Annotated in this window: 20 protein-coding genes; 4 read left to right on the top strand and 16 right to left on the bottom strand. The window is 65.4% G+C overall.

Annotated elements, in window-relative coordinates; all coding sequences use genetic code 11:
• Nucleotides 1-18: 18 nt before the first annotated feature.
• Nucleotides 19-564 carry a TRAP transporter small permease gene (locus tag G342_RS0111090; protein ID WP_018183211.1) on the top strand — a complete coding sequence of 182 codons (546 nt, stop codon included), beginning with the start codon at nucleotides 19-21 and terminating at the stop codon, nucleotides 562-564.
• Nucleotides 561-1,841 (top strand): TRAP transporter large permease, encoded by a 1,281-nt coding sequence (locus G342_RS0111095; protein WP_018183212.1) that lies wholly within the window; start codon nucleotides 561-563, stop codon nucleotides 1,839-1,841. The genes G342_RS0111090 and G342_RS0111095 overlap by 4 nt, the downstream gene beginning before the upstream one ends.
• 72 nt (nucleotides 1,842-1,913) lie before the next feature.
• Here the strand turns inward: G342_RS0111095 and G342_RS0111100 are convergent, their stop codons facing one another.
• The 7 genes from G342_RS0111100 to G342_RS0111130 all read right to left on the bottom strand — a co-directional run bounded on the left by G342_RS0111100 (nucleotide 1,914) and on the right by G342_RS0111130 (nucleotide 8,927).
• Nucleotides 1,914-2,150: a DUF2160 family membrane protein gene (locus G342_RS0111100; RefSeq protein ID WP_018183213.1), complete on the bottom strand. Its 237-nt coding sequence runs from the start codon at nucleotides 2,148-2,150 to the stop codon at nucleotides 1,914-1,916.
• A 5-nt stretch (nucleotides 2,151-2,155) separates the two neighbouring features.
• Nucleotides 2,156-2,992: a carbohydrate ABC transporter permease gene (locus tag G342_RS0111105; RefSeq protein WP_018183214.1), complete on the bottom strand. Its 837-nt coding sequence runs from the start codon at nucleotides 2,990-2,992 to the stop codon at nucleotides 2,156-2,158.
• Nucleotides 2,989-3,870, bottom strand: a complete 882-nt coding sequence (locus tag G342_RS0111110; RefSeq protein ID WP_018183215.1) for a carbohydrate ABC transporter permease — start codon at nucleotides 3,868-3,870, stop codon at nucleotides 2,989-2,991. Before G342_RS0111110 ends, G342_RS0111105 begins: the two co-directional genes overlap by 4 nt.
• Nucleotides 3,871-4,022: 152 nt before the next feature.
• The gene (locus G342_RS0111115; RefSeq protein ID WP_018183216.1) at nucleotides 4,023-5,438 is read right to left on the bottom strand and encodes an extracellular solute-binding protein; all 1,416 of its coding nucleotides are present in this window, start codon (nucleotides 5,436-5,438) and stop codon (nucleotides 4,023-4,025) included.
• A 305-nt stretch (nucleotides 5,439-5,743) separates the two neighbouring features.
• Nucleotides 5,744-6,661 (bottom strand): AraC family transcriptional regulator, encoded by a 918-nt coding sequence (locus G342_RS0111120; protein WP_018183217.1) that lies wholly within the window; start codon nucleotides 6,659-6,661, stop codon nucleotides 5,744-5,746.
• Between the two features lie 308 nt (nucleotides 6,662-6,969).
• Entirely contained in the window at nucleotides 6,970-7,908 is a 939-nt protein-coding gene (locus tag G342_RS0111125; RefSeq protein WP_018183218.1) for a threonine ammonia-lyase, read from the bottom strand.
• Complete coding sequence (locus tag G342_RS0111130) at nucleotides 7,905-8,927, bottom strand: succinylglutamate desuccinylase/aspartoacylase family protein (protein ID WP_018183219.1); 1,023 nt, start codon at nucleotides 8,925-8,927, stop codon at nucleotides 7,905-7,907. Before G342_RS0111130 ends, G342_RS0111125 begins: the two co-directional genes overlap by 4 nt.
• Before the next feature lie 187 nt (nucleotides 8,928-9,114).
• On the opposite strand from G342_RS0111130, the gene G342_RS25270 reads away from it, so the two are divergent.
• Complete coding sequence (locus tag G342_RS25270) at nucleotides 9,115-10,167, top strand: IclR family transcriptional regulator (protein ID WP_018183220.1); 1,053 nt, start codon at nucleotides 9,115-9,117, stop codon at nucleotides 10,165-10,167.
• A gap of 50 nt (nucleotides 10,168-10,217) precedes the next feature.
• Here G342_RS25270 and G342_RS0111140 read toward each other — a convergent pair whose 3' ends face one another.
• From G342_RS0111140 to G342_RS0111160, 4 genes are all read right to left on the bottom strand, one after another.
• Nucleotides 10,218-11,081, bottom strand: coding sequence for a carbohydrate ABC transporter permease (locus tag G342_RS0111140; RefSeq protein WP_018183221.1), 864 nt, complete (start codon nucleotides 11,079-11,081; stop codon nucleotides 10,218-10,220).
• The gene (locus G342_RS0111145) at nucleotides 11,078-12,007 is read right to left on the bottom strand and encodes a carbohydrate ABC transporter permease (protein WP_018183222.1); all 930 of its coding nucleotides are present in this window, start codon (nucleotides 12,005-12,007) and stop codon (nucleotides 11,078-11,080) included. Before G342_RS0111145 ends, G342_RS0111140 begins: the two co-directional genes overlap by 4 nt.
• 76 nt (nucleotides 12,008-12,083) lie before the next feature.
• Nucleotides 12,084-13,397: an ABC transporter substrate-binding protein gene (locus tag G342_RS0111150; protein WP_018183223.1), complete on the bottom strand. Its 1,314-nt coding sequence runs from the start codon at nucleotides 13,395-13,397 to the stop codon at nucleotides 12,084-12,086.
• 377 nt (nucleotides 13,398-13,774) lie between these two features.
• The gene (locus G342_RS0111160) at nucleotides 13,775-14,845 is read right to left on the bottom strand and encodes a Gfo/Idh/MocA family protein (RefSeq protein ID WP_018183225.1); all 1,071 of its coding nucleotides are present in this window, start codon (nucleotides 14,843-14,845) and stop codon (nucleotides 13,775-13,777) included.
• 165 nt (nucleotides 14,846-15,010) lie between these two features.
• Here G342_RS0111160 and G342_RS0111165 point away from each other — a divergent pair, with 165 nt between their 5' ends.
• Nucleotides 15,011-16,687 (top strand): hypothetical protein, encoded by a 1,677-nt coding sequence (locus G342_RS0111165; RefSeq protein ID WP_018183226.1) that lies wholly within the window; start codon nucleotides 15,011-15,013, stop codon nucleotides 16,685-16,687.
• 158 nt (nucleotides 16,688-16,845) lie between these two features.
• Here the strand turns inward: G342_RS0111165 and melA are convergent, their stop codons facing one another.
• From melA to G342_RS0111190, 5 genes are all read right to left on the bottom strand, one after another.
• Nucleotides 16,846-18,216 (bottom strand): alpha-glucosidase/alpha-galactosidase, encoded by a 1,371-nt coding sequence (melA, locus tag G342_RS0111170; RefSeq protein WP_018183227.1) that lies wholly within the window; start codon nucleotides 18,214-18,216, stop codon nucleotides 16,846-16,848.
• A 23-nt stretch (nucleotides 18,217-18,239) separates the two neighbouring features.
• Nucleotides 18,240-19,907 carry an ABC transporter ATP-binding protein gene (locus tag G342_RS0111175; protein WP_018183228.1) on the bottom strand — a complete coding sequence of 556 codons (1,668 nt, stop codon included), beginning with the start codon at nucleotides 19,905-19,907 and terminating at the stop codon, nucleotides 18,240-18,242.
• Nucleotides 19,908-19,921: 14 nt separating this feature from the next.
• Nucleotides 19,922-21,076, bottom strand: coding sequence for an ABC transporter permease (locus tag G342_RS0111180; RefSeq protein WP_018183229.1), 1,155 nt, complete (start codon nucleotides 21,074-21,076; stop codon nucleotides 19,922-19,924).
• Nucleotides 21,073-22,083: an ABC transporter permease gene (locus tag G342_RS0111185; protein WP_018183230.1), complete on the bottom strand. Its 1,011-nt coding sequence runs from the start codon at nucleotides 22,081-22,083 to the stop codon at nucleotides 21,073-21,075. The genes G342_RS0111180 and G342_RS0111185 overlap by 4 nt, the downstream gene beginning before the upstream one ends.
• A 166-nt stretch (nucleotides 22,084-22,249) precedes the next feature.
• Nucleotides 22,250-24,340 (bottom strand): ABC transporter substrate-binding protein, encoded by a 2,091-nt coding sequence (locus G342_RS0111190; RefSeq protein WP_018183231.1) that lies wholly within the window; start codon nucleotides 24,338-24,340, stop codon nucleotides 22,250-22,252.
• Between the last annotated feature and the right edge of the window lie 13 nt (nucleotides 24,341-24,353).

Raw genomic sequence — 24,353 nt, forward strand, 5'->3', positions numbered from 1 at the left:
TTCTCTCCCCTGGGGGTCATGATGACAAGCATCCTCGTCCGGATCGGCGATCTCCTTCGCCGCCTGCTCGGCTTTCTGGTCGGGGCCTTGCTGCTCGCGATCGTCCTTCTCGTCTGCGTGCAGGTCTTCTCGCGCTACTTCATCGGCGCGGCGACGCCGGGGATGGCGGAAATCTCTCGCCTTCTCTTCATCTGGCTCACCTTCCTCGGCGCCGCCCTGCTGATCAGCCGCCGCGAGCTGATCGTCATCGATTTCCTGCATGACAAGCTGAACGCCGACCTGTTCAAGCGGCTCGGCATCCTGATCGACCTCGCCACGGCTGCCTTCCTGGTCATGCTGGTGGTCTATGGCCGCCACCTGATGGCCGTCGTCGGCCAGAAGATCGCGCCGGCGACGGGGCTGCCCTTCGCCTGGTTCTACGGCTCGCTCGTCGCCTTCGCCGGCCTCGGCCTGTTCTTCATCATCGAGCGCATCCTGGCGCCCTCGGCCGCCGCCGCGCGCGAGGCGCAGGCCAGGGCCGTGGCCGAAGGCCATGCCACTCGGACCGAAAGCCTCCCGTCATGACGATGCTTGCCGTTCTCGCTGCGGTCTTCTTCACGCTGACCCTGCTGGCGGTGCCGATCGCCATCGCGCTCGGCGTCGCCGCCCTCATCATCGTGGCCGTCTGGGGCATGCCGGGCTTCATCCTCGCCCAGAAGATGGTCAACGGCATCGACTCGTTCCCGCTGCTCGCCGTGCCGTTCTTCATCCTCGCGGCGCTGGTGATGAACAGCGGCGGCATCACCACCCGTGTGGTCGACCTGTTCTCCTCGGCGCTGGGCCGCGTTCGCGGCTCGTCCGGCGTCGTCAATGTCGGAACCAACGTGTTCCTGGCCGGCATCTCGGGCTCGGCCGTCGCCGACGCTTCGGCGAGCGGCGCGCTGCTGATCCCGGAGATGCGCAAGCAGGGCTATTCCGGCGGCTTCGCGGCGGCGCTCACCGCCGGCGCCGCGGTCATCGGTCCGATCATCCCGCCCAGCATCCCGCTGGTGATCTACGGCGTCATCGCCCAGGTCTCGATCACCAAGCTGTTCGTCGGCGCCTATATCCCGGGTCTGCTGATCGCTTCGGCGCTGATCGCCTATGTCATGCTGTATGCCAAGCGGCACGACCTGCCGGCGCGGGGCCGCCAGTCCTGGGGCGTGATCGGCCGGCAGTTCAAGGGCAGCGCCTGGGCGCTCTCCATGCCGCTGCTGCTCATCGTGGGCGCCAAGGGCGGGCTGTTCACCGTCACCGAGCTCGGCGCGGTGCTGGTGCTCTACGCGATCTTCATCGGCTGGATCATCCACCGCGAGTTCAAGTGGCGGCAATTCCCGGCCATGCTGACCGATGCCGGGCTGCAGACGGCCAACATCATGCTGGTGGTCGCGGTCAGCTCGTTCATCGCCTATCTGGTCGTCGTGCACGGCATTCCGCGCGACATCCAGAACCTCCTGCACGGCGCCGAGCTGTCGCCGTGGGAATTCCTGCTGATCGTCAACCTGGTCTTCCTCGTCGCGGGCATGTTCCTCGATTCGACGCCGGCGACGATCATCCTGGTGCCGATCTTCCTTCCGGCCGCGACCAGCTTCGGGATCGATCCCACGCATTTCGGCCTGGTGATCGTACTCAACCTGATGGTTGGCCTGATCCATCCGCCGCTCGGCCTCAATCTGCTGATCACCCAGTCGATCGCCAAAGTTCCGATGCGCGACGTGATCTGGGCCAGCCTGCCGATCGTCGGCATCGTGCTCGTGGTGTTGCTGATCATCACCTTCGTGCCGCAGACCGTGCTCTGGCTGCCGCACGCCATGGGCATGTAAGGCGGGCGAAAGACTCACGTGAACAAGGGCCGCTCCCGCCTCGGAGCGGCCCCTTTTCTTTCTTCAGGCGGCCTAGCCGCGCTTGATGATGATGGCGCCGACGACGATCGAGATCGCCGTCGCCACATAGATCGACAGCGACTGTTCGACGAAGCGCATCCAGAACAAATGGATGGCGACGAACAGCACCACCGCGATGAAGACGCGGTCGAACAGATTGGTGTCGATCGGCAGGAAGCCGTCGGGCCGGCCGGGGCGCTTCGGCGCTCCGTTGCCGTTTCCGGGCGTGCCGGTGAGATCGCTTGCCATCCCGTTCATCCCTTCACGGCGCCGAAGGTCAGGCCGGCGACGATGTGCTTCTGCACCAGCGCAAGGAAGACGATCGCCGGGATCAGGGTCAGCATGGCGGTCGCCGCCATCTGGCCCCAGTTGGTACCGGTCACCGTGACGAATTCGGCGAGGCCGGTCGTGATGGTGCGGGCATGCACGCTCGTTAGCGTCGCCGCGAACAGATACTCGTTCCAGGCGAACACCCAGGTCAGGATGCCGGTGACGGCGAGGCCGGGCTTCGCCAGCGGCAGGATGATGTACCAGATCACCTGCCAGGTCTTGGCGCCGTCGACATAGGCCGCCTCGTCCAATTCGGAGGGGATCGCCTCGATGACGCCCCGCAGCGTCCAGATCGCGAAGGGCAGGTTGAACACGCAATAGAGCAGGATCAGGCCCGTCCGCGTGTCGAACAGCTTCCAGTCGCCGACGACGAACACCTGCGTGTAGAGCAGGAACAAGGGCAGCAGGAACGCCGCCGGCGGCGCCATCCGGTTTGTGATCGTCCAGAAGAAGATGTTCTCCTTGCCCGTCAGCTTGTAGCGCGCCAGCGCATAGGTGGCGAACAGGGCCAGCGTCGTGACGAGCGCGGCATTGGTGGTCGCCACGACGATCGAGTTGAACATGTATTTCTGGAAGGTCGGGTCGGTCAGCGTCTTGATGTAGTTTTCCGAGAAGAACGTCTTGATGATGAAGTTCGGTGCGCCGAACAGCTCGACGCGGCTCTTCGCCGAGACGATGAACATCCAGTAGATCGGGAACAGGGTCACCAGGCTGGAGACGAGCCAGAACAGGATCGACAGGAAGGGGCGATTGCGGGTCATTCGGGCTTCCTCAGATCGCGGCGGGCGACGAGACCGGCATAGAGCAGCCAGCACAACACGATGGTGAGATAGAGCGTGATCAGCGACATGGCCGAGCCGTAGCCATAGTCCGTCTTCGGGAAGACGACGCGCCAGATGTAGAGGCCGATATAGCGGGTGGCCGCGCCGGGGCCGCCGCCGGTCAGCATCCAGACCTCGTCGACGGTACGCATCGCGTCCATCAGGCGGATGAAGACGGCCGACAGGATGGCGGGCTTCAGCATCGGCAGCGTCACGTACCAGAAGGTCTGGACGCGGTTGGCGCCGTCGATCTGCGCCTGCTCGAACGGTTCCTTCGGCATCGAGGAAAGCGCCGCCAGCAGCGTCAGCGTGACGAGCGGCGTCCAGTGCCAGATGTCCATGACGACGGTGGTCAGGAAGGCCTGGCCGACATAGCGGCTGATCAGGAATTCATAGCCGAACCACTTGTCGAGATAATAGGGGATCGGGCCGAGGCCAGGCACGGTCATCAGGCGCCAGGTGGCGCCGACGGCGACCGGGGCGATCATCAGCGGCAGCGTGTGGATCGTGCGGAAGAAGCCCTTGAACGGGAAATCCTTCATGAACAATTGCGCCAGCAGATAGCCGAGGATGATCTGGCTGACGACAGCGAAGACGCCGAATTTCAGCGTGTTCCAGAGGGCCATGAGGAAGCCCTTGTCGAACACCAGCTCGCGATAGTTGCCGAGGCCGGCGAAGCGCATCGTCGGGTCGGCGGCGAAGCTGTTCCAGTGGAAGAAGCTGATCACCGTCACATAGACGAAGGGCCAGACGCCGAACACGAACAGGATCAGAAGGGTCGGGGCGAGAAACAACCAGCCGACGGATTGAGAGCGCATGAAGCTGGTTCTCCTGTTGCCGCGGGGGATCGGGCGTGGCGTCGCGCGGCGGCGATACGGCCGGCAGGCGAGCGCGGGCGATGGTCGCGTGCCGCTGGAAGAACGGGCGGGATCCCGCTGGGAGGACCCCGCCCGTCAGGCCGAAGCGACGCTTACTTGCGGTAGCCGAGCTTGGTCAGTTCGGCTTCCGAAGCCGCCGCCATCTGGTCGAGCGCGTCGGAGGCCGAGAGCTCGCCGGTGATCGCCTGGTAGAAGATCGGGGCGACCGTCTCGCGCAGCTGGTTGTGGAACGGATACGGAGGTGCGCCGGCGAACAGTTTGCCCTGGTCGCGCATCAGCGTGTAGTAGCCGTCCGTCTTGGCGTCCTGCGCCTTGACCTTCGGATCGTCGTAGGTGCCCTGCAGGGTGATGCGGGAACCGGCGACGGCCCAGTCGGCCTGCACGGAAGGCTGGGCGATGTATTCGAGGAAGAGGGCGGCGGCCGCCTTGTTCTTCGACGAATGCGGGATGCCGAAGGCGCCGCCGTCATAGTAGCCGATATAGCCGGTTCCGGCCTCGGCGGCTTCCATCACGCCGGGCTCCACCGGCGGCAGGGCGACGCCGACCTTGCCGACAACCTTCGACTTGTTGGCGTCGGTGGCGATCCAGGCAGCGTTCTCGCCATAGACGAGACCCTGCGCGGCGCGGCCGGCGCCGAAGGTTGCAGCGACCTCGTCCCAGGTCGATGCGGTCGATTCCGGCGGGGCATTCTTGAGCAAGGCGAGCCAGTACTCCAGCGCCGCCTTGGCTTCGGGGCTGTTCATCTTGCCGCCATGCTCGACGGTCGCCGCATAATTGTTGGCCGCGTCGATGCCCCAGTTGTAGACGCCGAAGGTCGGCGCGACGGTCTCGACATATTCATACCAGGACGACGGGTGTCCGGTATTGGCCTGGACGGTCGTGCCCCAGAGCTCGATGCCCTTGTCCTTGCCCCACTGGGTGAAGAAATCGGCGATCTCGGTGTATTCGGCGTGTGTCTTCGCCGGGGCGAGGTCGCGATTGTACTTCGCCTTGAAGGCAGCCTTGACCTCCGGATCCTCGAACAGGTCCTTGCGGTAGAGGTAGACCTTGATGAAGGCTTCCATCGGTACGCCGAACAGATCGCCGTCCTTGCCCTTGAAGTAGTTGGCGAAGGTGGTGAAGTTGGCCGGATCGTAGTCGGGCGCCTTGAGCTTCGGGTTCTCTTCAAAGAATTTGGTCAGGTCGACCAGGAAGTCGCGGGCGAGATAGCCGTAGACGGCGTCCTGCTCGATATAGACGAAGTCATAGATGCCGGTATTGGCCTCCATGTCCTTGATCGCCTTGTCGTACATCTGGTCCCAGGACGTCGCCTCGAACTCGACATTGATGCCGGTCGCCTTGGTGAAGGCGGGGGCCAGCACGTCCTTGACGTAGTTGGATGGCGGTGTGCTCTCGGAGACACCGCGAATGGTCGTTCCGGCCAGATCCTTGCCGGCATCGGCCCAGAAGTCGGCCTTGGCCGGAGCCACGCCGGCCATCAGGCCCGCGGCGATGGCGCCGAGCATCATACGCTTCAAACCAGACATTCCTCGTCCTCCCTCGGATTGTCGACGGCGATCCTGGATCCTGCGTCACTCCGGAAAGGGACGCGTCCGCAGTGCGTGACCCAAGCGAACGCTTCATGTCGTTGATGAAGCGTGCCGTATGCCTAACCTCCACGAAGCTGGCGGGACCCACCTCCGGGCCTCGGACCTGCCGATCGACCGCATGGCTTCTGCTCGGGACTCTAGAAGAGCGCGATGCGCCCCACTACGCTTGTTTGCGGCCGCATCTGTACAATTTTGTCGGCACGCCAAGGCCCACCGACGCACCGTCAAATCCGGGCTTCGGCCGCCTGATCCCAGCGCGTGACGGTGCCGATACGCCGGGAATCGCGGCGATAGGCCGAGGGCGATCGCCCGCAGATCTTGACAAACTGGCGGTTGAAATTGGCGACGTTGTTGAAGCCGACCTCGAAGCAGATGTCGGTGACCGGCTTGTCGCTCCGGCTCAGCAGATTGCAGGCCGAGTGGACCCGGGTGCAGTTCACATAGCGGGCGAAGGTATGGCCGGTCTGCTTCTTGAAGAAGCGCGAGAAGGCGCTCGCTTCCATGCCGCAGAGGCTCGCCACCTGCGATAGCCGGATCGGCGCGGCGAAATTCTCCAGGATATGGCTGATGGCGACTTCCAGCTTGCCGGACGAGCGGGTGGGGGCACCGGCCGCCGCCCGCGACAGGATCCGCCGCTCCGCCGGCCGCTCCGCCAGCGCGGTCATCAGCTCCAGGAATAGGACCAGGCGCTGCGGTCCGCTGGCGGCGCCGATCTCGCGCAGCAGCCGGCGGCCGGTCTCGGCCGCCTCGCCGCTGAATTCGATGCCGCGCGCCGCGTCGGCGAACAGGGTGCCCAGATCGTGAAACTCGGGACACAGGCTGACGACCTTGTCGGCGAAGGCCGGGCTGAACTGGATCAGCATGTCGCGATCGGCAATGCGGGCGCCGGGCAGGATGGCGCTGACCCAGTTGTGCGGCAGGTCCGGTCCGGTCAGCACCAGGCAGCCGGCCTGGAAGTCGCCGACATAGTCGCCGATCATCATCTCGCCAGAGCTCTCCTGGATCAGGTGCAGCTCATACTCCGGGTGATGGTGCCACTTCGCCAGATGGTGGGGGTAATCGTGCACGTTCCAGCGAAACGATTCCGACGGCGCGCAGACGATAACCTCGAAATCCGGCGCGAATCTGCGCTCGAAGCCCATGGCGGTTCTTCCCTGTCCGTGGACCGCCTTCGGCGTTGTTGCCACGCCTTCTAGGACGGTCCTCTGCCTCACGCTTAACATAGTGGACCCCTCATTCTTGGACCAATCGCCGAGAAAATAAAGGGTGCGTGCAGAGAGGATCGGGGCGCGCCGGCGCCATCGGCGCGCGAGGGTGGCGCGGCGGGGGCAGGCGGGCGGGAAGAATGGCGCATTGGCGCCAGAAACGCGCTTCCTCCGCGAGGCGCCGCCGGGAACGGCGCGTCCGGGCCGCAGGCCCCGACGCGCCAATTCGTTCTCGTGGCGGTCGACTAGACCAGAGCGTCGGGACCTGCGCCGCAGACGAGCGCTCCGACGGAATGGCCGGCCGGGAAGGACAGCACCTTGGTCTGCAGCGCAGCGATGGCGGCGGCGCCGGAGAGATCGGCGGCGATGCCCATCTCGAACCAGAGCCAGCGGCTCGCCTCCAGCATCGCCTCGTCCGAGACCAGCACGATGTCGTCGACATGGTCGCGGACCAGCTCGAACACGCCCTGGTCCGTCTCGGCGCAGGACATGGTGGCGACGCGGCTGGTCACGGCAGGCAGGCGGACGACGCGGCCGGCGTCGAGCGAAGCCTTGAGAGTCGGTGAGCCTTCCGGCTCGATGCCGATGATCCGGACCGACGGCTTCAGCGTCTTGATGGCGACGCCCATGCCGGAAATCAGACCGCCACCGCCGATCGCCACCAGGACGGTGTCGACGTCGGGCACCTCTTCCAGCAGCTCGAGCGCCGTGGTGCCCTGGCCAGCGATGACATTGGCATCGGCGAAGGGGTGGAAATAGGCGGCGCCGTTTTCCTTGGCGAAGGCGAGCGCGTGCAGGTTCGTCTCGTTCCAGATGTCGCCGATGATCTCGACCGTGGCACCCCAGCGCTTCAGCTTCTCGACCTTGGCGGCGGTGATGCTCTTCGGCACGAAGATCGTCGCCGGCACGCCGGCAAGCCGCGCGGCGCGGGCGGTGGCGAGGCCGTGATTGCCGCCCGAGGCGGTGACGACACCGCCGGCGAGCTCTTCCTTCGGCGTCGTCAGCAGCTTGTTGGTGGCGCCGCGCGCCTTGAACGAGCCCGTCGGCTGCAGGCTTTCGAGCTTCAGCGACAGCGTGGCCTCGGTGACGGGCTCGGCCAGCGCCGTGGCGCGGATGTTCGGCGTCCGGCGGATATGCGGCGCGATCCGCTTGGCGGCCGCCTGGATGTCCTGGAGCGTGATCATTTCAGCGAACCCCCATAGGGCGAGGCGACGACGAGGCAGCAATTGCCGGGTTTGACGCGGCCGGGTTGGCGGCGGCCGTAGAGGATGCCGTCGGCGGCATAGACGAGTTCCGCCGGCCTGCGATCCGGATGGGCGAGGAAATGGACGCGGCCGGCCGGCTGGCCCCGCGATACCATCGTGCCGTTCCTGTGGAAAGGCTCGAACACGCCGTCATCGTCGGAGATGACATAGGCGTCCGAACCCGGCAGCTCGAACAGCCGCGGCTCGGCGCGGGGAGGCGTGGCCATCTCCGGCGGCAGCACGCCGAGATGCGCCAGCACGTTGCGCACGCCGCGGCGGCAGATGTCGAGCGCGTCGATCGAGACGGTGCCGCCGCCGGCCATCTCGGTGCCGACAACGGTCAGGCCGGCGCGGGCGGCGGAGGCGGTCGCGGTGCGGGTGTCGCCGCGATTGTCGATGACGACGACCAGCGGCGCATCGAAGGCGGTGACGGCGGCGACGTTCTTGGCGTGCTGGACGGGATCGGCGACGGGTTCGATCACCGAGCTCGGCATCAGGTCGAGCGACGAGCCACCGGAATGCAGGTCGAGGAAGGCATCGCCCATCGGAAACAGCGCGTCGTTGACGAAGGCGGAGATCTGCTGCGTCGTCGTGCCGTTGAAATTGCCCGGAAAAGTCCGGTTCATGTTGAGGTCGTCGATCGGCGAGGTGCGGCGGGCGGCGTTGACCGCCGGCAGGTTGATCGCCGGGATGAAGATCAGCCGCCCCGAGACGAGGCCGGGATCCAGATCGCGGATGAGCTCACCGAGCGCAATCGGTCCCTCATATTCGTCGCCGTGATTGCCGCCTTCGAGGATGACGGTCGGGCCGTCGCCATTCTTGATCACGGCCAGCGGCACGCGGATCACGCCCCAGGCGTCATCATGGACGGACAGCGGCAGGTTGAAATAGCCGCTCTGCTTGCCGTCCTTGTCGAAGTCGACGGTGCATTGCGCCAGTTGCTTAGCGTTCAGGCCCATTTTCTACTCTGTGCGGAGACGACGAAGGGAGGGTCGCGATCGGGTCGATTGTTGAAGCTACCCTATTTTCTATCACTGATGATATCAAGAGTTGATATGTGATATCATCAAGAGGCAGTATCGGCGCAAATGTCGCCTTGCGCCGCCGTGTCGGCGCGGCAATGACGGGCACCAAAGGAGAATCGCTATGACCACAGCCAAGCGGCCATCCGGCGGGAGCGGCGTCGATAGTCCAAAGCCCGCCCGCAAGACGGCGAAGGCCGAGAGCAGGGCAGCGGCGAAGGGCGCCGACGCAGCGGAAGCGAAGGTCGCGTCGAAGGCGACCGTCAAATCCCCAGCGAAGCCAGCGGCCAAGCGGCCGGCCAAGGCCGCTGCTGGCAAGGTCTCCGCCACCCGATCCGCCAAGCCGGTGCTCAGCGACGCGGTCGCCAAGCCCGCTTATAGCGCGCCGGCGCTGGAAAAGGGGCTCGACGTGCTCGAGCTTTTGGCGAGCCTCTCCGAAGGCGTGACGCCGAGCCAGATCGCCCAGCAGCTCGGGCGTTCGCTGCAGGAGGTCTACCGCGTCGTCGTCGCGCTGGAGCGCCGCGGCTACATCCAGCGGCCGCCGGGCGAGGAAAGCCTGGTGCTGTCGAGCAAGCTGCACGACCTGTCCTATCGCTATCCGCCGATGCGGCGGCTGGTCGATGCGGCGCGGCCGGTGTTGAACCGGGTGGCGATCGACGCCTATCAGGCGTTCCACCTGGCGGTGCTGGACGGGCTTTCCATCCGCGTCGTCGCCCAGGTCGACAGCCCGGCGCCGCTCGGTTTCCGCCTGCGCGTCGGCACGCAGAACCCGGCCATCCGGACCGCGTCCGGCCGTCTGCTGATCGCCTATCAGCCACCGGCGGTGCAGGAATGGCTGTTCGAGGCGATCGGACAGACCGCGCCGAAGAGCGAGGTCGAGTGGCTGCGCCGACGCGTCGAGGTGGTGCGTTCGGTCGGCTACGAGATGATCGCCGGCGAGGCGCTCAAGGGCATCACCGATGTCAGCTTCCCGATCCTCGATTCGGAAGGGTTCGCCCCGGCCGTGATCACCATGCCGTTTCTCGCTTCCTCGACCGAAAAGGTGCCGCTTGACGACGCCAACCGGCGGCTGTTCGAGGCGGCCCAGACGATCACCGGGCTGCTGGGCGGCCAGCTCGCCGAGCCGAAGTTCCCGCTGGTCGATACCGGCGGTCCCGTCGGCAGCCCCGGCCGCTGACAGCGGGGGCGGGAGGGCGGCCGACCGCGCCGCCGCCCCGGGGCCGCGCCTCACCGCACCGCGCCGGCGATGGCGCCGGACAGGATCTGGCGCTGGAACAGCATGTAGACGAGGATCACCGGCAGCAGGGCGACGATCAGCCCGGCGCTGATCAGCGGGATCGAGACGTCGTACTGTCCGGAAAGCAGCGCTACGCCGACCATCAGCGTCTTCTTGTCGGATCCGCCCATGATGACGAGCGGCAAGAGCAGGTCGTTCCACATCCAGACGAAGTTCAGGATGGAGAGCGCCGCGATCGCCGGGATCGAGATCGGCAGCAGGATCGAGAACAGGATGCGGATGTCGCCGGCGCCATCGAGGCGCGCTGCCTCGATCAGCTCGTCCGGAATCGCCCGGAAATAGGCCGACAGCAGATAGGTGCCGAGCGGCAGCCCGAAGGCCGCATAGGCGAAGATCAGGCCCTGGTAGGTACCGCCGAAGCCGAGGTCGAGGATCGTCTCGTAGAGCGGATAGATGATCACCTGGCTCGGGATCACCAGCATGGCGATGATGAACAGGAAGATGTAGTTGCCGCCGCGGATCTTCAGCTTGGTGACGGCATAGGCGATGAACAGCGCCGCGACGGTGGAGAGAACAAGCCCGCCCGCCGTGGTGATGATGCTGTTGACCAGCAGCCGGCCGACCTGCATGCGCTGGAAGGTCTCGATGTAGTTGTCGAAGGTGATGTCGGTGACGAAGCCGAGCGGATCGGCGGCGAAATCGGCTCGGCTTTTCAGCGAGTTGATCACCGTGAAGATCAGCGGATAGAGCGTCACCACGGCGAGCACGACGAGGACGCTCGTCACCAGCCAGCGCGTCAGCGCGATGCGGACCGAGGAGATCGTCACCTGCGGGGCGGGGGCGGAGGACTTCATCGGGGCTTGCTCCCTTCCACATACATGCGACGGACGACGAAGGCGGAGACGATGGCGACGAACACGAACAGCGCCATGCCGATCGCCGCGCCCTTGCCGCGATCCATGAACTGGAAGGTTGTCGTGAAGACGAGGAATTCCGGCAGCACGGTCGCCGTGCCCGGCCCGCCCTTGGTCAGCGCGTAGATCAGCGGGAACATCCAGATCAGGATGCCGGAGGTGCACAGCACGGCCCAGTAGCCGATCACCGATTTGAGCAGCGGCATGATGATGTGGAAGAGCAGTTGCCAGAAGCCGGCGCCGTCGAGTTTGGCCGCCTCCACCACTTCCTCGGAGACGGTCGAGAGGCCGGAGAGATAGGTCAGCACGCCGAGGCCGAAGAAGCTCCAGAGCGCGACGGCGGTCAGCGCCAGCAGCGCGCTGGTCGGGCCGTTCAGCCATTCGATGGCGAGCGGCGCCAGGCCGATGGCACGCAGCACCGCATTGAGCGGGCCGTCCGGCGCCAGGATCTGGCGGAACATGATGCCGACGACGATCGGCGCGATCATGTAGGGCAGGAAGAAGGCGGCGCGGAAGAACTTCCAGCCCGGCGTCTTCTGGAACAGGAGGAAGGCCAGCACCAGCGGCAGCACGATCCAGATCGGTAGCGTCGCGAAGGCGATCAGCGCATTGCGGAACGAATCCGCGACGGCAGGGTCGGCCACCATGGCGCGGTAATTGGCTAGGCCGGCGAAGGTCGGGTCCTCGAAGCCGCGCGTCTCCTGCAGGCTGAGCCAGATCGTCCGCACGAGCGGCACCAGCTTGAACAGGATGGCGAGCGCCAGTCCCGGCAGCACGAACAGTATGGCGATGAGCATGTCGCGCCGGATGAAGGGCCTCGCGCGCGCGTCGCCCGCGCCTCTCGCCAGATTGGCCAGCTCAGCCATCGAAACTCCTGCCTGTTGCGGGTTGGGGCGGGGAGGCCTCGTCGGCCTCCCCGCGATCTTGTCGCGAGCGCGGTTGTTACTGGCGCTTGCTCGGGCTCTGCTCGAGCGCGGTCTGCATCCGCGCCGTCCAGTCCTCGATCGACAGGCGGCCGAGCGAGACTTCCTGCCAGCCGCGGGCGAGCGCATCGGCTTCCTGGCCGGAGAGCAGCACGCCGGCATGCAGCGTCGGCTTCTTGATGATCTCGAGGATCTGGGTGAGCGCCTCGGACTTCGGCAGGATCGACGGGTCGACATTCTTGTTGAGCGAGATGCCGCCGGCGACCTTGGTCAGAAGCTCGGCATTCTCCTTGCCGGCCATGAACTTCACGAACTGGAAGGCGGCGTCCTTCTTGTCGCTCCAGGCGGAGACGCCGAAGACCGAGCTTTCGATGCCGGAGAAGCTGCCGGCGAGCGGTGCGTCGGCGACGATGGTCGGCCAGCGCATGGCGCCGAGATTCTCGTCGCCGAGGATCTTGCCGAAGGCGGCCCAGTTGGCGGCGTCCGAGATGATGGTGCCGGCGAAGGCGGCGTTGCCGCTCTGGAAAATGTCGGCGCCGTCCGGCAGCATGGTGATCGAGGGGGCGCTGGAATTGGTCCAGCCCTTCTCGGTGATCGAGGCGAGGCCCTTGAGGACGTTGACCATCTTCGGGTCGGTCCAGGGCATCTTGCCGGCGAGCATGGCGCGCATGTCGTCTTCGGTCAGGTAGTTGCGCGCGACCTCGGGGAAGTTCCAGTAGGCCGGGAAGATGCCGGACAGGCCGATGGCGAGGCAGGTCTTGCCGGCGGCCTTCACCTTCTCGCAAGCGGCGTTCATCTCGTCCCAGGTCTTGGGCGGGTTGGCGGCGTCGAGGCCGGCCTCCGTCAGCACCTTCTTGTTGTAGTACATGACGTTGCCCTGGTAGCCGAAGGGCAGGCCGTAGCAGGCTTGGCTGGTGTCGAAGTTCAGGCAGCCGCCGCTATAGGTAATCAGGTCCTTGCCGGCCTCCAGAACTTCCGGCGGCAGCTGCTCATAGGCGCGGCGGCGATCGAACAGTTCGAGGCCAGCATTGTTCTCCATCACGTCCGGGCCGCTCTTGGTCGTGATGTAGGGGCCCTGGACTTCCGGATAGCGGTCGAACGGCACGGTCTCGAGCTCGACCTTGATGGTCGGGTTCTGCTTCTCGAACTCGGCGACGAGCGCCTTCCAGTAGTCGGCGCCGCCCGGCTCCCAGTTCAGCACGCGGATGGTCGTGACGTCCTGCGCCAGGGCTGCCTGGCCGCCGAGCGCGGTCATCGAGGCGAAGGCGAGGCCGGCGAGCATGCCGCGGACGGAGCGGCCCGAGCGGCCGTTCCCGAATGGTGTTGGCTTCATTGTGTGTCCCTTTCCGTCAGGTTTCTGTCGCACTGCTTCAGGAATTCGGTCCGGTCCGGCCCTGTCGCGGTCGACCGTCGATCGGGTTCGTCGAAAGGCCGCTCGACGCGTCGCCATCGCTGCCGGCAGCAAGCGCCGGGCAGCCGAACGAAGGCGCGATACGAGCGGTCAGCATCCCTGTCACCCCGCCATGGCCGCCGCCCTTGAGACGGGTTTTGTGGGCGGCCATGCGTCAACGCTAGCACAGCGATTTTTCTATTGAAATAGAGATTTCTTATAAGAAACCATTCCGATTGGAGCCGGCAGACGGACGGCAAAGTTCGGGCCGCCGCATCGGATGCGGCAGCCTAAGTGTTTCAGCTCTCAGATGATTTTGATCAGGTGGTCTTCGGCACGACGCCGCCGAGACGGCTCGACGCCAGGCAGGCATCGACGAGTGCCATGGTGCGGATCGAGTCGTGCACATCCGTGTCGAGCACGCTGTCCTCGCCCGCCACATAGCGCTGCAGATTGGACATGACGGCGCCGAATGCGTCCGGCACGCGCTCCCCGACCAGCGGGATCTCCGTCCAATCGCTGCCCTCGACGATGACCTCGAGCTTTTCCGGCACCGGCTTCAGGTAGTCGTGCAGATAGCCGAGATCGAGATGGGCGCAGCCCTTGGTGCCTTCGACGCGGATCGTTGCGTCGATGTGCTTGGGGCCATAATTGTAGGTGTGGTTGAGCGACAGGTTGCAGCGGGCGCGCGCACCATAGTCGAGGATGATGCTGGAGCGCGCATCCTTGAGGTCGGGATAGCGCGGATGCGGCACCGTCTTGGCGTAGACGCTTTCCGGTTCGCCGAGGATCGAACGAATCCAGTCAAGATAATGGATCGAGTGCAGTGGGATCTCGACGGCGTCGAGATGCGGGATGAACGACCACATCTCCCACGGCATGTAGATGGCGAGCCGCACTTCGAGCTCGACGACGTCGCCGAGCAGGCCGCGCCGGACGGCGTCGCGGATCGCCAGCATGGACGGCGTGTAGCGGAGCTGGAAATTGGTCGCCGCGGTGATCTTGCGCGCGTCGATCGCCTCGACGATTTGGCGCGCTGCCGAGAGATTGGCGCCGAGCGGCTTCTGGATCAGCGCGGCGCTGCCGACCGGCAGTTGCTCGACCGCGCCGAGGATGGCGGCCGGCGGCAGAGCGAGGTCGAACACGGTGTCGTCGGTACGCGCGGCGATCGCCGCGGCCAGACTTTCATGCACGACGGGAATATCGAACTCGGCGGCGACGGCGCGCGCCTTATCTAGGTCGAGATCGAAGATGCCGGCGACCGGCAGGCCGATCTTGCGATAGGCGGGCAGATGGGCGCTGGTGACGATGTCACCGGCGCCGATGATCGTGATCGGGCGCGGCCGGGTCGGGAGGGGCCAGGTCTGTTCGAGTTCCAAGCCAGACGTCATGCTCGCCCTCCCAGGCGCCGCCGAACGGGGCCGGCGGGCTTCATTCCAATGATTTATCACTGACGATAGTCGACGTTGATATTTGATACTGGATGGGCAATCCTGTCAACATCGCCGGCGACGTCGCGGCGACACGCAAGCGCATGGCATGAGGAGGATGACGGGATGGCTGGAGCGAATGAAGTCCGGATCGCGGGGCGGGTCGCACTGGAGCATGGCGAGCGCCATGTGCATGCGGCGCGGCGGCTCCGGGCAGCCTTTCCGATGCTGGAATTCGTGCCGCTCGCTGCGGCTTCCACGAGCCTTCCGGTTGTCCGCCTGGTCGAGGATCGCTCGCTCGCCGAGGGTGCCTTCACGCTGACGGTCAAGCCGCGTAACGGCTCCGACGCCGAGATCGTCATCGCGGGTGGCCCCTTCTCCGGCGTCATCTACGGCGCCGAGGAGCTGATCGCGCGCGCCCGCGTGGCAGATGGCGCCGTGCAGGTTCCAGCCGGTGAGCGTCGTGTGGCGCCTGGCCTCGCCTATCGCACCTTCTGGACCTGGGACCATTCGACCAACTGGGAATTGTCGCAGGTCGGCCATCAGGAGATCGGCGTCTTCAATCCCTATGGCAAGCCGCCGTCCGGCTTCCTCGGCGACTATACGCGCTTGGTCGATTTCGCCAGCCGCAACCGCATTCCGTCGGTCGTCATCTACGGCTTCCTGCGCAATACGCATGGCGGCATCGAGGCAGCGCAGGAACTCTGCCGCTATGCGACCGAGCGCGGCGTGCGCATCGTTCCCGGCATCGCCATCGGCTCCTATGGCGGCGTCTACTGGGAGGGCGACCATCCCTACAATCTCGCCACATGGCTGAAGAAGAACCCGCAGCATGCCGCCAGCATGGAGAAGGGCGTCGGCTTCCAGATCGCCGACCTCGACTTCCCGCTCAATTTCCCGCGCTCCGACTACACCATGAGCGCGTGCCCGAGCGCGCCGGAGACGATGGACTGGATGGAGGAGGCGGTCTCCTGGCTCGCCGACACCTTCGAGATCGGTGGCGTCAACATCGAGAGCGGCGACTATGGCGTCTGCGGCTGCGCGCGCTGCGTCGCCCGTCGCAACAACGAGGCCGAGGCCGCCCGCCGCGTCGACGATCACGGCGATTCATGGTCGCACACCGACATGGCCGAGAATTTCCCGCGCCTTTATCGCGCGGCGAAGGCAAAGAAGCCGGACGCCTGGATCTACAGCGAGCTGCAGTGGGACAATCTGTTCGATCCGGTCGCCCATGACGCCCAGCGCAGCATGCCGAAGGGCGCGATCTACCAGCACACCACCAACCGCACCTTCTGGGGCCGGCTGCAGAAGGAACTGACCCGGGCTGATGTCGAGAAGCTGCCGACGCAGCCGAACGTGCTGCGCTGCCAGTTCGCCTGCCAGTGGAACGGCGACCGGCGCACCGAGCGCTATGCCTTCAATGGCCGCGTCTTCGCCGACATGAACAAGTTCTGCGCCGATGTCGGCATGCAGGGCCTGACCGTTTGGGGCGAGCCGTCGCCCTATCATGCGACGGTCGAGCTCTCCTATCTCGCCTTCGCCCGCTTCGGCTACGAGCCGACGCTCTCCTGGGACCGCTTCCTCGCCGAGGACGCGGCGCCGCTGCTCGGCAGTCAGGCCGCGGCCGAACGCTTTATTGAGATTGCCGAGGAGCTAGACGCCAATATCGAACTGCCGGTCGAGCGGCTGCGCGCGCTGCAGGGCGAGGCGCGCGAAGCCTCGCGCCAGAACGACGACGAGGTGTCGCGCCGCTGGCTGAGCCTGGAAGACCAGATCGCCCGCCGCGCCTATATGGGCCGGTAGAGGCTGGCCGCCGGGGGACGGCTCGGCGATCGGAATGAAGAAAGGCCCCGGCGAGGGGAAATCGCCGGGGCCTGCGCGCAGCTTCCTGCCGGGGAGGGGAACGGAACCAAGCCGCGCGCCTCACAGCGCGTCTTCGGGTGAAGACGCGCCGGAGTAGCCTATGCGACGCGCTGCTTGGCCGTGCCGCGCGCCCATTCCGGCAGCCATTCGCCATGCGCCGCCAGCAAATCGTCGACCAGGTGCCAGATCTGGTCGAGGTCGAGCTCGGCCGCCGTGTGCGGGTCCATCATCGCGGCGTGGTAGATGTGCTCGCGGTTCTCCGTCAGCAGCGCCTTCACCGTCAGTTCCTGCACGTTGATGTTGGTGCGCATCAGCGCGGTCAGCTGCGGCGGCAGCTCGCCGATATAGGTCGGCTGGATCCCCGAGGCGTCGACCAGGCAGGGCACTTCCGCCGCGCAATCGGCCGGCAGCGAAGGGATGCAGCCATTGTTGCGGACGTTGCCGTAGATCACCGACGGCTCGCCGGTCCAGATCGAGTTGATGATCTCGGAGGCGTATTCCTTGCTCTGCGAGACCTCGATGCGGTCGGCGGTGCGGTATTCCTCCGCCTGGTTCTTCCAGCGCGCGATCTGCTCGATGCAGCGCTTGGGATATTCGTCGAGCGGGATGCCGAACTTCTCGATCAGGTCCTCGCGGCCTTCCTTGATGAAATAGGGCGTGTACTCGGCGAAATGCTCCGAGCTCTCGGTCACGAAATAGCCGAGCCGCGTCAGCATCTCGTAGCGCACCTTGTTGGGGCAGCGCGGGTTCCAGCCGGGTTTTGGCGCGCGGCCTTCGCGGTAGCCGCGGACGAGGTCGGGGTAGAGATCGCGGTACGAGCCGTCGGCCTGGCGGTGCTCGAACTTCAGGTAGAACGCCATGTGGTTGATGCCGGCGGAACGATAGCGGATTTCCTCGTAGGGAATGTCGAGGTCGTGCGCCAGTTCCATCGCCGTGCCCTGGACGGAGTGGCAAAGGCCGACCTGCTTGATCGTCGGGTATTTCGCCGTGATCGACCAGGTGTTGATCGCCATCGGGTTCACATATTGCAGCATCACGGCGTCCGGGCAGATGGCGAGCATGTCCTCGCAGATCTTCCAGAGATGCGGCACGGTGCGGAGGCCGCGCATGATGCCGCCGACGCCGAGCGTGTCGGCGATGGTCTGGCGCAGGCCGTAGCGCTTCGGCACCTCGAAATCGGTGATCGTGCAGGGGTCGTAGCCGCCGATCTGGAAGGCGACGACGACGAAGTTTGCACCCTGGAGCGCCTTCTTCTGATCCGTGTAGGTTTCGACCTTGGCGGGAACGTCGAGCGTGGAGGCGATCTTGCGGACGACGATGGCGCTTTCTTCGAGGCGCTGCGGGTTGATGTCCATCAGCGCGATCGTCGCGCCGGCAAGGGCCGGACGCTGCAGCACGTCGCCGACGATGTTCTTCATGAACACGGTCGAGCCGGCGCCGATGAAGGTGATCCTGGGATTGGCAGTCATGGGGAGAAGCTCCGGTAGTAAGATTAGGCGGCTATTTCAAACGCGGCGCGGACGAGGCGGGCCGTGTATGCGTTTTGCGGTCGGGTGAGCACCTCGCTGACCGGTCCCTGTTCGACGATCCTGCCGTGCTGCATGACGATGACGCGGTGGCAGAGCGCGCGAACGACCTTCAGGTCGTGCGAGATGAACAGGTAGGAGAGGCCCTTTTCGTCCTGCAGCTTGCGCAGGAGATCGATGATCTGCGCCTGCACGGAGAGGTCGAGCGCCGAGGTTGGCTCGTCGAGCAGGATGAATTCCGGCTCCAGCGCGATGGCGCGGGCGATGGCGATGCGCTGGCGTTGGCCGCCGGAGAATTCGTGCGGGAAGCGCGACAGGATGCTGTCGGGCATGCCGGCGTCGCGCAGCGCCTTGCGGACCCGTTCGAGCCGGTCGCGACGATCGGCGCCGATGTCGTTGACAACAAGCCCTTCCTCGATGATCTGGCCGATCGACATGCGCGGGTTCAGCGACGAGAACGGGTCCTGGAAGACGATCTGCATGCGCGAGCGCAGCGGCCGCATCGCCTTGCGGTCCTTGTCGTGGATCGGTTCGCCGTCGAACAGGATCTCGCCGGTCGAATGCTGGATCAGCCGGATCAGCGCCTGGCCGAAGGTGGTCTTGCCGGAACCGCTCTCGCCGACTATGCCGAGCGTCTCGTGCCGGCGCAGGTCGAGGCTGAGATTGTCGCAGGCGAGCAGCTCGAAATAGTCGGGCTTGAACAACCCGCCGCGCTTCAGCGTGTAGGCGACGCGGACATTGCGCCCTTCCAGGATGACGGAGGTGCCTTCCGGCAGCGGATTGGCGGATCCCTTCGGCTCGGAAGCGAGCAGGTGGCGGGTATAGGCGTGGCGCGGATTCTGGAACAGCGCCTCGGTGACGTTGTGCTCCTTCACTTCGCCATTCTGCATCACATAGACATAGTCGGAGAACTGCCGGACGATCGTCAGGTCATGGGTGATCAGGATCACCGCCATGCCGTAGCGCTTCTGCAGATCCTTGATCAGATTGAGGATCTGCGCCTGCACGGTGACGTCGAGGGCGGTGGTCGGCTCGTCGGCGATCAGGATGTCGGGCCGGTTGGCAAGCGCCATGGCGATCATCACGCGCTGGCGCTGGCCGCCGGAAAGCTGGTGCGGATACTGCTTGATCCGCGCTTCCGGGTCGGGGATCTGCACTTCCTTCAGCAACTCCAGAACCCGCGCGCGCGCGTCGGCGCGGCTGATCTTGTTGTGCAGGTGCAGCACCTCGGCGATCTGCTGGCCGATCGTGTAGACCGGGTTCAGCGAGCTCATCGGCTCCTGGAAGATCATCGAGAAGCGGTTGCCGCGCAGCTTTCGCTTCTGCGCGTCGCTGAAGGCGAGCACGTTCTGGCCCTCGAACAGGATGCGGGCGTTCTTCGCCACCGTCGCCCGCTTCGACAACAGCCCCATGACGGTGCGCGCCGTCACCGACTTGCCGGAGCCGCTCTCGCCCACCACGGCGATGGTCTCGCCCTTGTGCAGCTGGAACGAGACGTCGCGGACGGCGTCGACGGTGCCACCCTCGACCTTGAAGGTGACGGCGACGCCGCGGGCGTCGAGGATCAGCTCGCGGCCATGCGCGTTCAGATCATAGCGCTCGGTCGGGGCGAATTCGCTTCGTGTGTCGGCCATGCTCGATCCGCCGTTCAATAAGGGTCGATCGCGTCGCGCAGACCATCGCCGAGCGCGTTGAACGCGAAGACGGTGATCAGCACGAAGACGACGGGGGAGAGGATCCACGGATAGGAGCCGATCACCGAGAAGGCGCCGGTATCCTGCAGCATCAGGCCCCAGGAGATCAGCGGCGGCTTCACGGCGAAGCCGAGGAATCCGAGGAAGGATTCGAGCAGCACGATGGTCGGGATGGCAAGCGTCACGCCGACGATCACATGGCTCATCACATTGGGCAGGATGTGGCGGAAGATGATGCGGCCGTCGCCGGCGCCCACCGCCATGGCGGCGCGCACATATTCGATCCTGGCCAGCGCCAGCGTCTTGCCGCGCACCTCGCGCGACAGCTGCGCCCAGCCGAGCGCCGCCATCACGCCGATGACGAAGGCAATGAACACGTTCGAAGGCGCGGTGATCGGGATCAACGAGGTCAGCGCGAGGTAGAGCGGCAATTGCGGGAAGGCGAGGACGAGATCGACGAAGCGCTGCACCCAGGCGTCGATCCGGCCGCCCAGATAGCCGGAGGTGATGCCGACCGTGGTGCCGACCGTCGTCGTGATCATGACGACGATCAGCGCGATGGTGAGCGAGATCCGCGATCCGACGATGCCGCGGGAAAGAATGTCGCGACCGAACTTGTCGGTACCGAGCAGATGGATCGGCGCGCCGTCGCGCGAGCCGAACAGGTGGATATTGCTCGGGATCAGCCAGAGCAGCTTGTACGGATAGCCGCGCACGAACAGAGCCAGCTCGTGCGGGTTTTCCAGATCGGGGCCGTTCATCGGCTGGAACGTTACCGGGTCGAGCTCGTCGGTCTCGACGATCGGATAGATGCGCGGGATGAAGGTGAACGAACCGTCGGCCTTGAAGAAGGAGATGTGGTCTGGCGGCGCGAAGCCGATGCCGTTGGCGCGCGGATCGACGGGCGCGAAGAAGTCGGCGAACAGCGCCATGACCAGCAGGCCGATGACCATGACGAGGCCGATCATGCCCATGACCGAGCGGCGGAAGCGCCGCCAGACCAGGGCGAAATAGCCTTCATTGCCATGGGCGAAGCGGGCATTGGGAACGAGCGGTGCGGCCGGATGGGCGGGCGGCAGCGTCGAGACGGAATCGGAGCGATCGGTCATGAATTGCCTCCACCCAGCCGGACGCGCGGATCGAGCAGCGCCAGCAGCATGTCGGCGATGATGTTGCCGATGATCAGGGTTGTCGCGAGCACCAGCATGAAGGTCGCGGTGACATAGACGTCGCCGACGGCCATCGAGCCGACGATGGCGGGACCGACGGTGGCGAGCGAGAAGACGATCGCCACCTCGATCTCGCCGGTCAGCATGTAGGGCAGGACGACGCCCTGATACATGACGAGCGGGTGCAGCGCGTTCGGCACGGCGTGGCGCATGATCACCTGCGATTCCGGCAGGCCTTTCGCACGCGCCGTCTCGACATACTGGGCGTTGAGCGTATCGAGCAGGTTGCCGCGCATGACGCGCATGTTGTAGGCGAGGCCGCCGAAGGTGGCGATCGCCACCACGGGCCAGATATGCTTCACCAGGTCGACGAACTTTGCCCAGGACCAGGGCGCGCCGCCATATTGCGGCGAGAAGAAGCTGCCGATCTCCTGCACGTTCAGTTTGAACGCCAGCAGGTAGACGATGATGATCGCGATCAGGAAGCGCGGCACCGTCATGCCGAGGAACGACACGAAGGAGAGCGCCGTGTCGATCCAGCTGTACTGGCGGGTCGCGGCGATGATGCCGAAGGCGATGCCGAACATCGAGGCCAGCACGTGGCAGGTCAGCGCCAGCAGCAGCGTGCGCGGCAGTCGCTCGGCCACCACCGTGGAAACAGGCTTGTTGTAGAAGTAGCTGTCGCCAAAATCGAAGCGGGTGACGATCCCCCAGATCCAGTTGAAGTACTGGATGATGATCGGATCGTTGAGCCCATGTGCCTGGCGGTAGGCATCGGCCTGCGCCTCGGCGACAGCAGCGGAAGCGCCGCCCTGGTTCATGAGCTGGGCGCGGATGAAATCGCCATAGTCGCCGGGCGGCGCCTGGATGATGGCGAAGGTGACGATGCTCAGGATGAGCAGCACCGGTATCGCCGAGAGGATCCGCATCGTCAGGAAACGTAGCATCGGGCAGCAGGTCCTTGCGTTGGCTCTTCGAGGGCGGCGCGCTCGCGGGAGCCGCCGCCCTGTCGTTCCGTCGTGCCCGCTTGGCGCGGGACCGGACGCCGTCTCGGTCCCGTCGTTCCGGCCAGGGCGTCAACCCTGGCCGGTTTCGACGGGGACCGGGCGAAGATCAGCCCTTGATCGGGCCGCCCTTGGCGCCGGGTGCGCTCGGCAAGGTCTCCGGGAAGAGCTCGTAATTGCCCTGCTGGTCGGCCGGCACGAACACCCGCTCGCGGATGATGCTGTCCTCGGCCCAGTTGAACAGGTTGATCGGAACTCCCTTCGGGATGTTGGCGAAGCGCTTGTTGATGATCAGGGCACCCGGATACTGGGTCAGGCCGATGCCGTAGACGTTGTCGGTGTAGATCTTCTGGAACGTCTTCATCAGTTCCTTGCGCTCGGCATTGTCGCTCGAGGCAATGAACTTGTTGACGACATCGACCAACTCCTGCTCGAACGGCAGCAGATCGACCTTGTCGTCCTTGCCGGCGCGGTGGAACCAGCTGGTCTTCGGACCGACCGGGGCCAGGTTGACGGTCTTCTGCACGACGGAGGTCAGGTCTTCCTGGTTGCGGAAAATCAGCCAGTCGAACTGGCCGCCCTGCTGCAGCGCGTCGCGCTGCTTGCCCTCGACCTGGTTCAGCAGGACGCGGATGCCGAGCGGCTCCATCATGGCGACGACACCGTCGGCCAGGCTCTTGTCGGTCTGGTAGTCGGAATTGACCAGCAGGGTGACTTCGACATTCTTGCCGCCCGCCGTTCCGGCCGGGAAGTTGACGAGGCCGTCGCCGTCCGTATCGGTCAGACCGGCCAGCGCGAGCTCGGCCTTGGCGCCTTCGAGGTCGAAGGGATAGTAGGCGGTCGATTCCTTGTCGTAATAGGTGGTGCCGGAATAGATGCCGCCCGGATAGATGGTCGTGAACGGACCCTTGACCAGCGATTCACCCAGCCGCTTGCGGTCGATCGCCGAGGTGACGGCCTTGCGGAAGTGCTCGTTGCGGTTCAGCTCGCGCACCGCCTGGCCGCGCTCGTCCGGTTCGCCCCAGCCATTGGCCGAGAGGTTCGGGTAGAGCGAGTAGCCGATGATCCGGGGCCCGAATTCGAGGCGGGCCGGGGCGTCGGGGCTGGCCGAGCGCTTCAGCGCCTCGACGAAGCTCTCCGGCTGCTCGAGATTGGAGAAGTCAGCCGATCCGGCCACCGTCTGCACGTCGCGGTCGGCCCAGGTCGAGAGCTTGTAGTGCATCTCGTTCAGGTAGGGCAGCTGGTTGCCGGCCTCGTCGACCTTCCAATAGTAGGGATTGCGGCGCAGCACGATGATGTCGTCCGCGCGATACTCGACCGGGGCCCAGGCGCCCATCACCGGGATGTTCATGTATTCCGGCGGGAAGGCGTTCTTGTACTGCTCGTAGGTGTTCTTCGAATATTTCGGATGCTGCGGCTTCAGGATGTGCGCCGGGCCGGGGCAGAACGTGCCATAGGCCATCTGATAGAGATACTGCTTCGGGAAGGCCTCCTTGAAGGTCCAGATCAGCGTGTAGTCGCCCTCGGCGGTGAGGGTCGTGCCATCACCGAACGAGCCGGGCGCGGCGCCGTTCAGCGGCGTGACATTCGGATCGTTTACGTTGTCTTCCCAGTAGAAGATCGCGTCGGCGGTGGTGAAGGGCTGGCCGTCCGACCATTTTGCCCCTTCGATCAGGTGCATGGTCAGGGTGTGGCCGTCTTCCGACCATTCCCAGCTCTTGGCGAGGTTTGGCAGCGGCTGCAGCTCGTCGGCCTTGATCTGGAACAGCGGACCCGAGCGCGTCAGGCATTCCGACATGCCGATATCGATGCCGCCCCAGCCCTGGGTCTGGCCGGCAGTATAGTTCCAGCCTTCCGGTCGGCCACCGATGACGTGGCGGATCGTGTCGCCATAGACGCCGATGCCGTCGACGGTGTTGCCCTTCTTGTAGACCATCGGCTCCTTGGGGAGGCGGTCCTTGACGGCGGGCAGCTTGCCGGTCGCGACGAAGTTCTTCGTGACCCAGTCGGGCTCGTGATATTCGGGCAGCGCCTTGAATTCGAGGATGTCGGCGGCGCCGACATAGTTGATCTGGCCCTGGGCATCGAATTTCGGCGGATCGGGCGGCGCGACCGGCGGCTTCACCTGGGCGAGCGCCGCCGTGACGGAAACGCCGAGCAGCAGGCTGGCTGCGCTGACGGCCAATACGGACTTCTTCATGTTACCTCCCCTT

This window comes from Kaistia granuli DSM 23481, assembly GCF_000380505.1.
GTDB classification, from domain to species: Bacteria; Pseudomonadota; Alphaproteobacteria; order Rhizobiales; family Kaistiaceae; genus Kaistia; species Kaistia granuli.

Coding starts and splice junctions, on each gene's coding strand:
- G342_RS0111090 (WP_018183211.1), top strand. CDS start 19: ATGATGACAAGCATCCTCGTCCGGATCGGCGATCTCCTTCGCCGCCTG.
- G342_RS0111095 (WP_018183212.1), top strand. CDS start 561: ATGACGATGCTTGCCGTTCTCGCTGCGGTCTTCTTCACGCTGACCCTG.
- G342_RS0111100 (WP_018183213.1), bottom strand. CDS start 2,150: ATGGCAAGCGATCTCACCGGCACGCCCGGAAACGGCAACGGAGCGCCG.
- G342_RS0111105 (WP_018183214.1), bottom strand. CDS start 2,992: ATGACCCGCAATCGCCCCTTCCTGTCGATCCTGTTCTGGCTCGTCTCC.
- G342_RS0111110 (WP_018183215.1), bottom strand. CDS start 3,870: ATGCGCTCTCAATCCGTCGGCTGGTTGTTTCTCGCCCCGACCCTTCTG.
- G342_RS0111115 (WP_018183216.1), bottom strand. CDS start 5,438: ATGATGCTCGGCGCCATCGCCGCGGGCCTGATGGCCGGCGTGGCTCCG.
- G342_RS0111120 (WP_018183217.1), bottom strand. CDS start 6,661: ATGGGCTTCGAGCGCAGATTCGCGCCGGATTTCGAGGTTATCGTCTGC.
- G342_RS0111125 (WP_018183218.1), bottom strand. CDS start 7,908: ATGATCACGCTCCAGGACATCCAGGCGGCCGCCAAGCGGATCGCGCCG.
- G342_RS0111130 (WP_018183219.1), bottom strand. CDS start 8,927: ATGGGCCTGAACGCTAAGCAACTGGCGCAATGCACCGTCGACTTCGAC.
- G342_RS25270 (WP_018183220.1), top strand. CDS start 9,115: ATGACCACAGCCAAGCGGCCATCCGGCGGGAGCGGCGTCGATAGTCCA.
- G342_RS0111140 (WP_018183221.1), bottom strand. CDS start 11,081: ATGAAGTCCTCCGCCCCCGCCCCGCAGGTGACGATCTCCTCGGTCCGC.
- G342_RS0111145 (WP_018183222.1), bottom strand. CDS start 12,007: ATGGCTGAGCTGGCCAATCTGGCGAGAGGCGCGGGCGACGCGCGCGCG.
- G342_RS0111150 (WP_018183223.1), bottom strand. CDS start 13,397: ATGAAGCCAACACCATTCGGGAACGGCCGCTCGGGCCGCTCCGTCCGC.
- G342_RS0111160 (WP_018183225.1), bottom strand. CDS start 14,845: ATGACGTCTGGCTTGGAACTCGAACAGACCTGGCCCCTCCCGACCCGG.
- G342_RS0111165 (WP_018183226.1), top strand. CDS start 15,011: ATGGCTGGAGCGAATGAAGTCCGGATCGCGGGGCGGGTCGCACTGGAG.
- melA (WP_018183227.1), bottom strand. CDS start 18,216: ATGACTGCCAATCCCAGGATCACCTTCATCGGCGCCGGCTCGACCGTG.
- G342_RS0111175 (WP_018183228.1), bottom strand. CDS start 19,907: ATGGCCGACACACGAAGCGAATTCGCCCCGACCGAGCGCTATGATCTG.
- G342_RS0111180 (WP_018183229.1), bottom strand. CDS start 21,076: ATGACCGATCGCTCCGATTCCGTCTCGACGCTGCCGCCCGCCCATCCG.
- G342_RS0111185 (WP_018183230.1), bottom strand. CDS start 22,083: ATGCTACGTTTCCTGACGATGCGGATCCTCTCGGCGATACCGGTGCTG.
- G342_RS0111190 (WP_018183231.1), bottom strand. CDS start 24,340: ATGAAGAAGTCCGTATTGGCCGTCAGCGCAGCCAGCCTGCTGCTCGGC.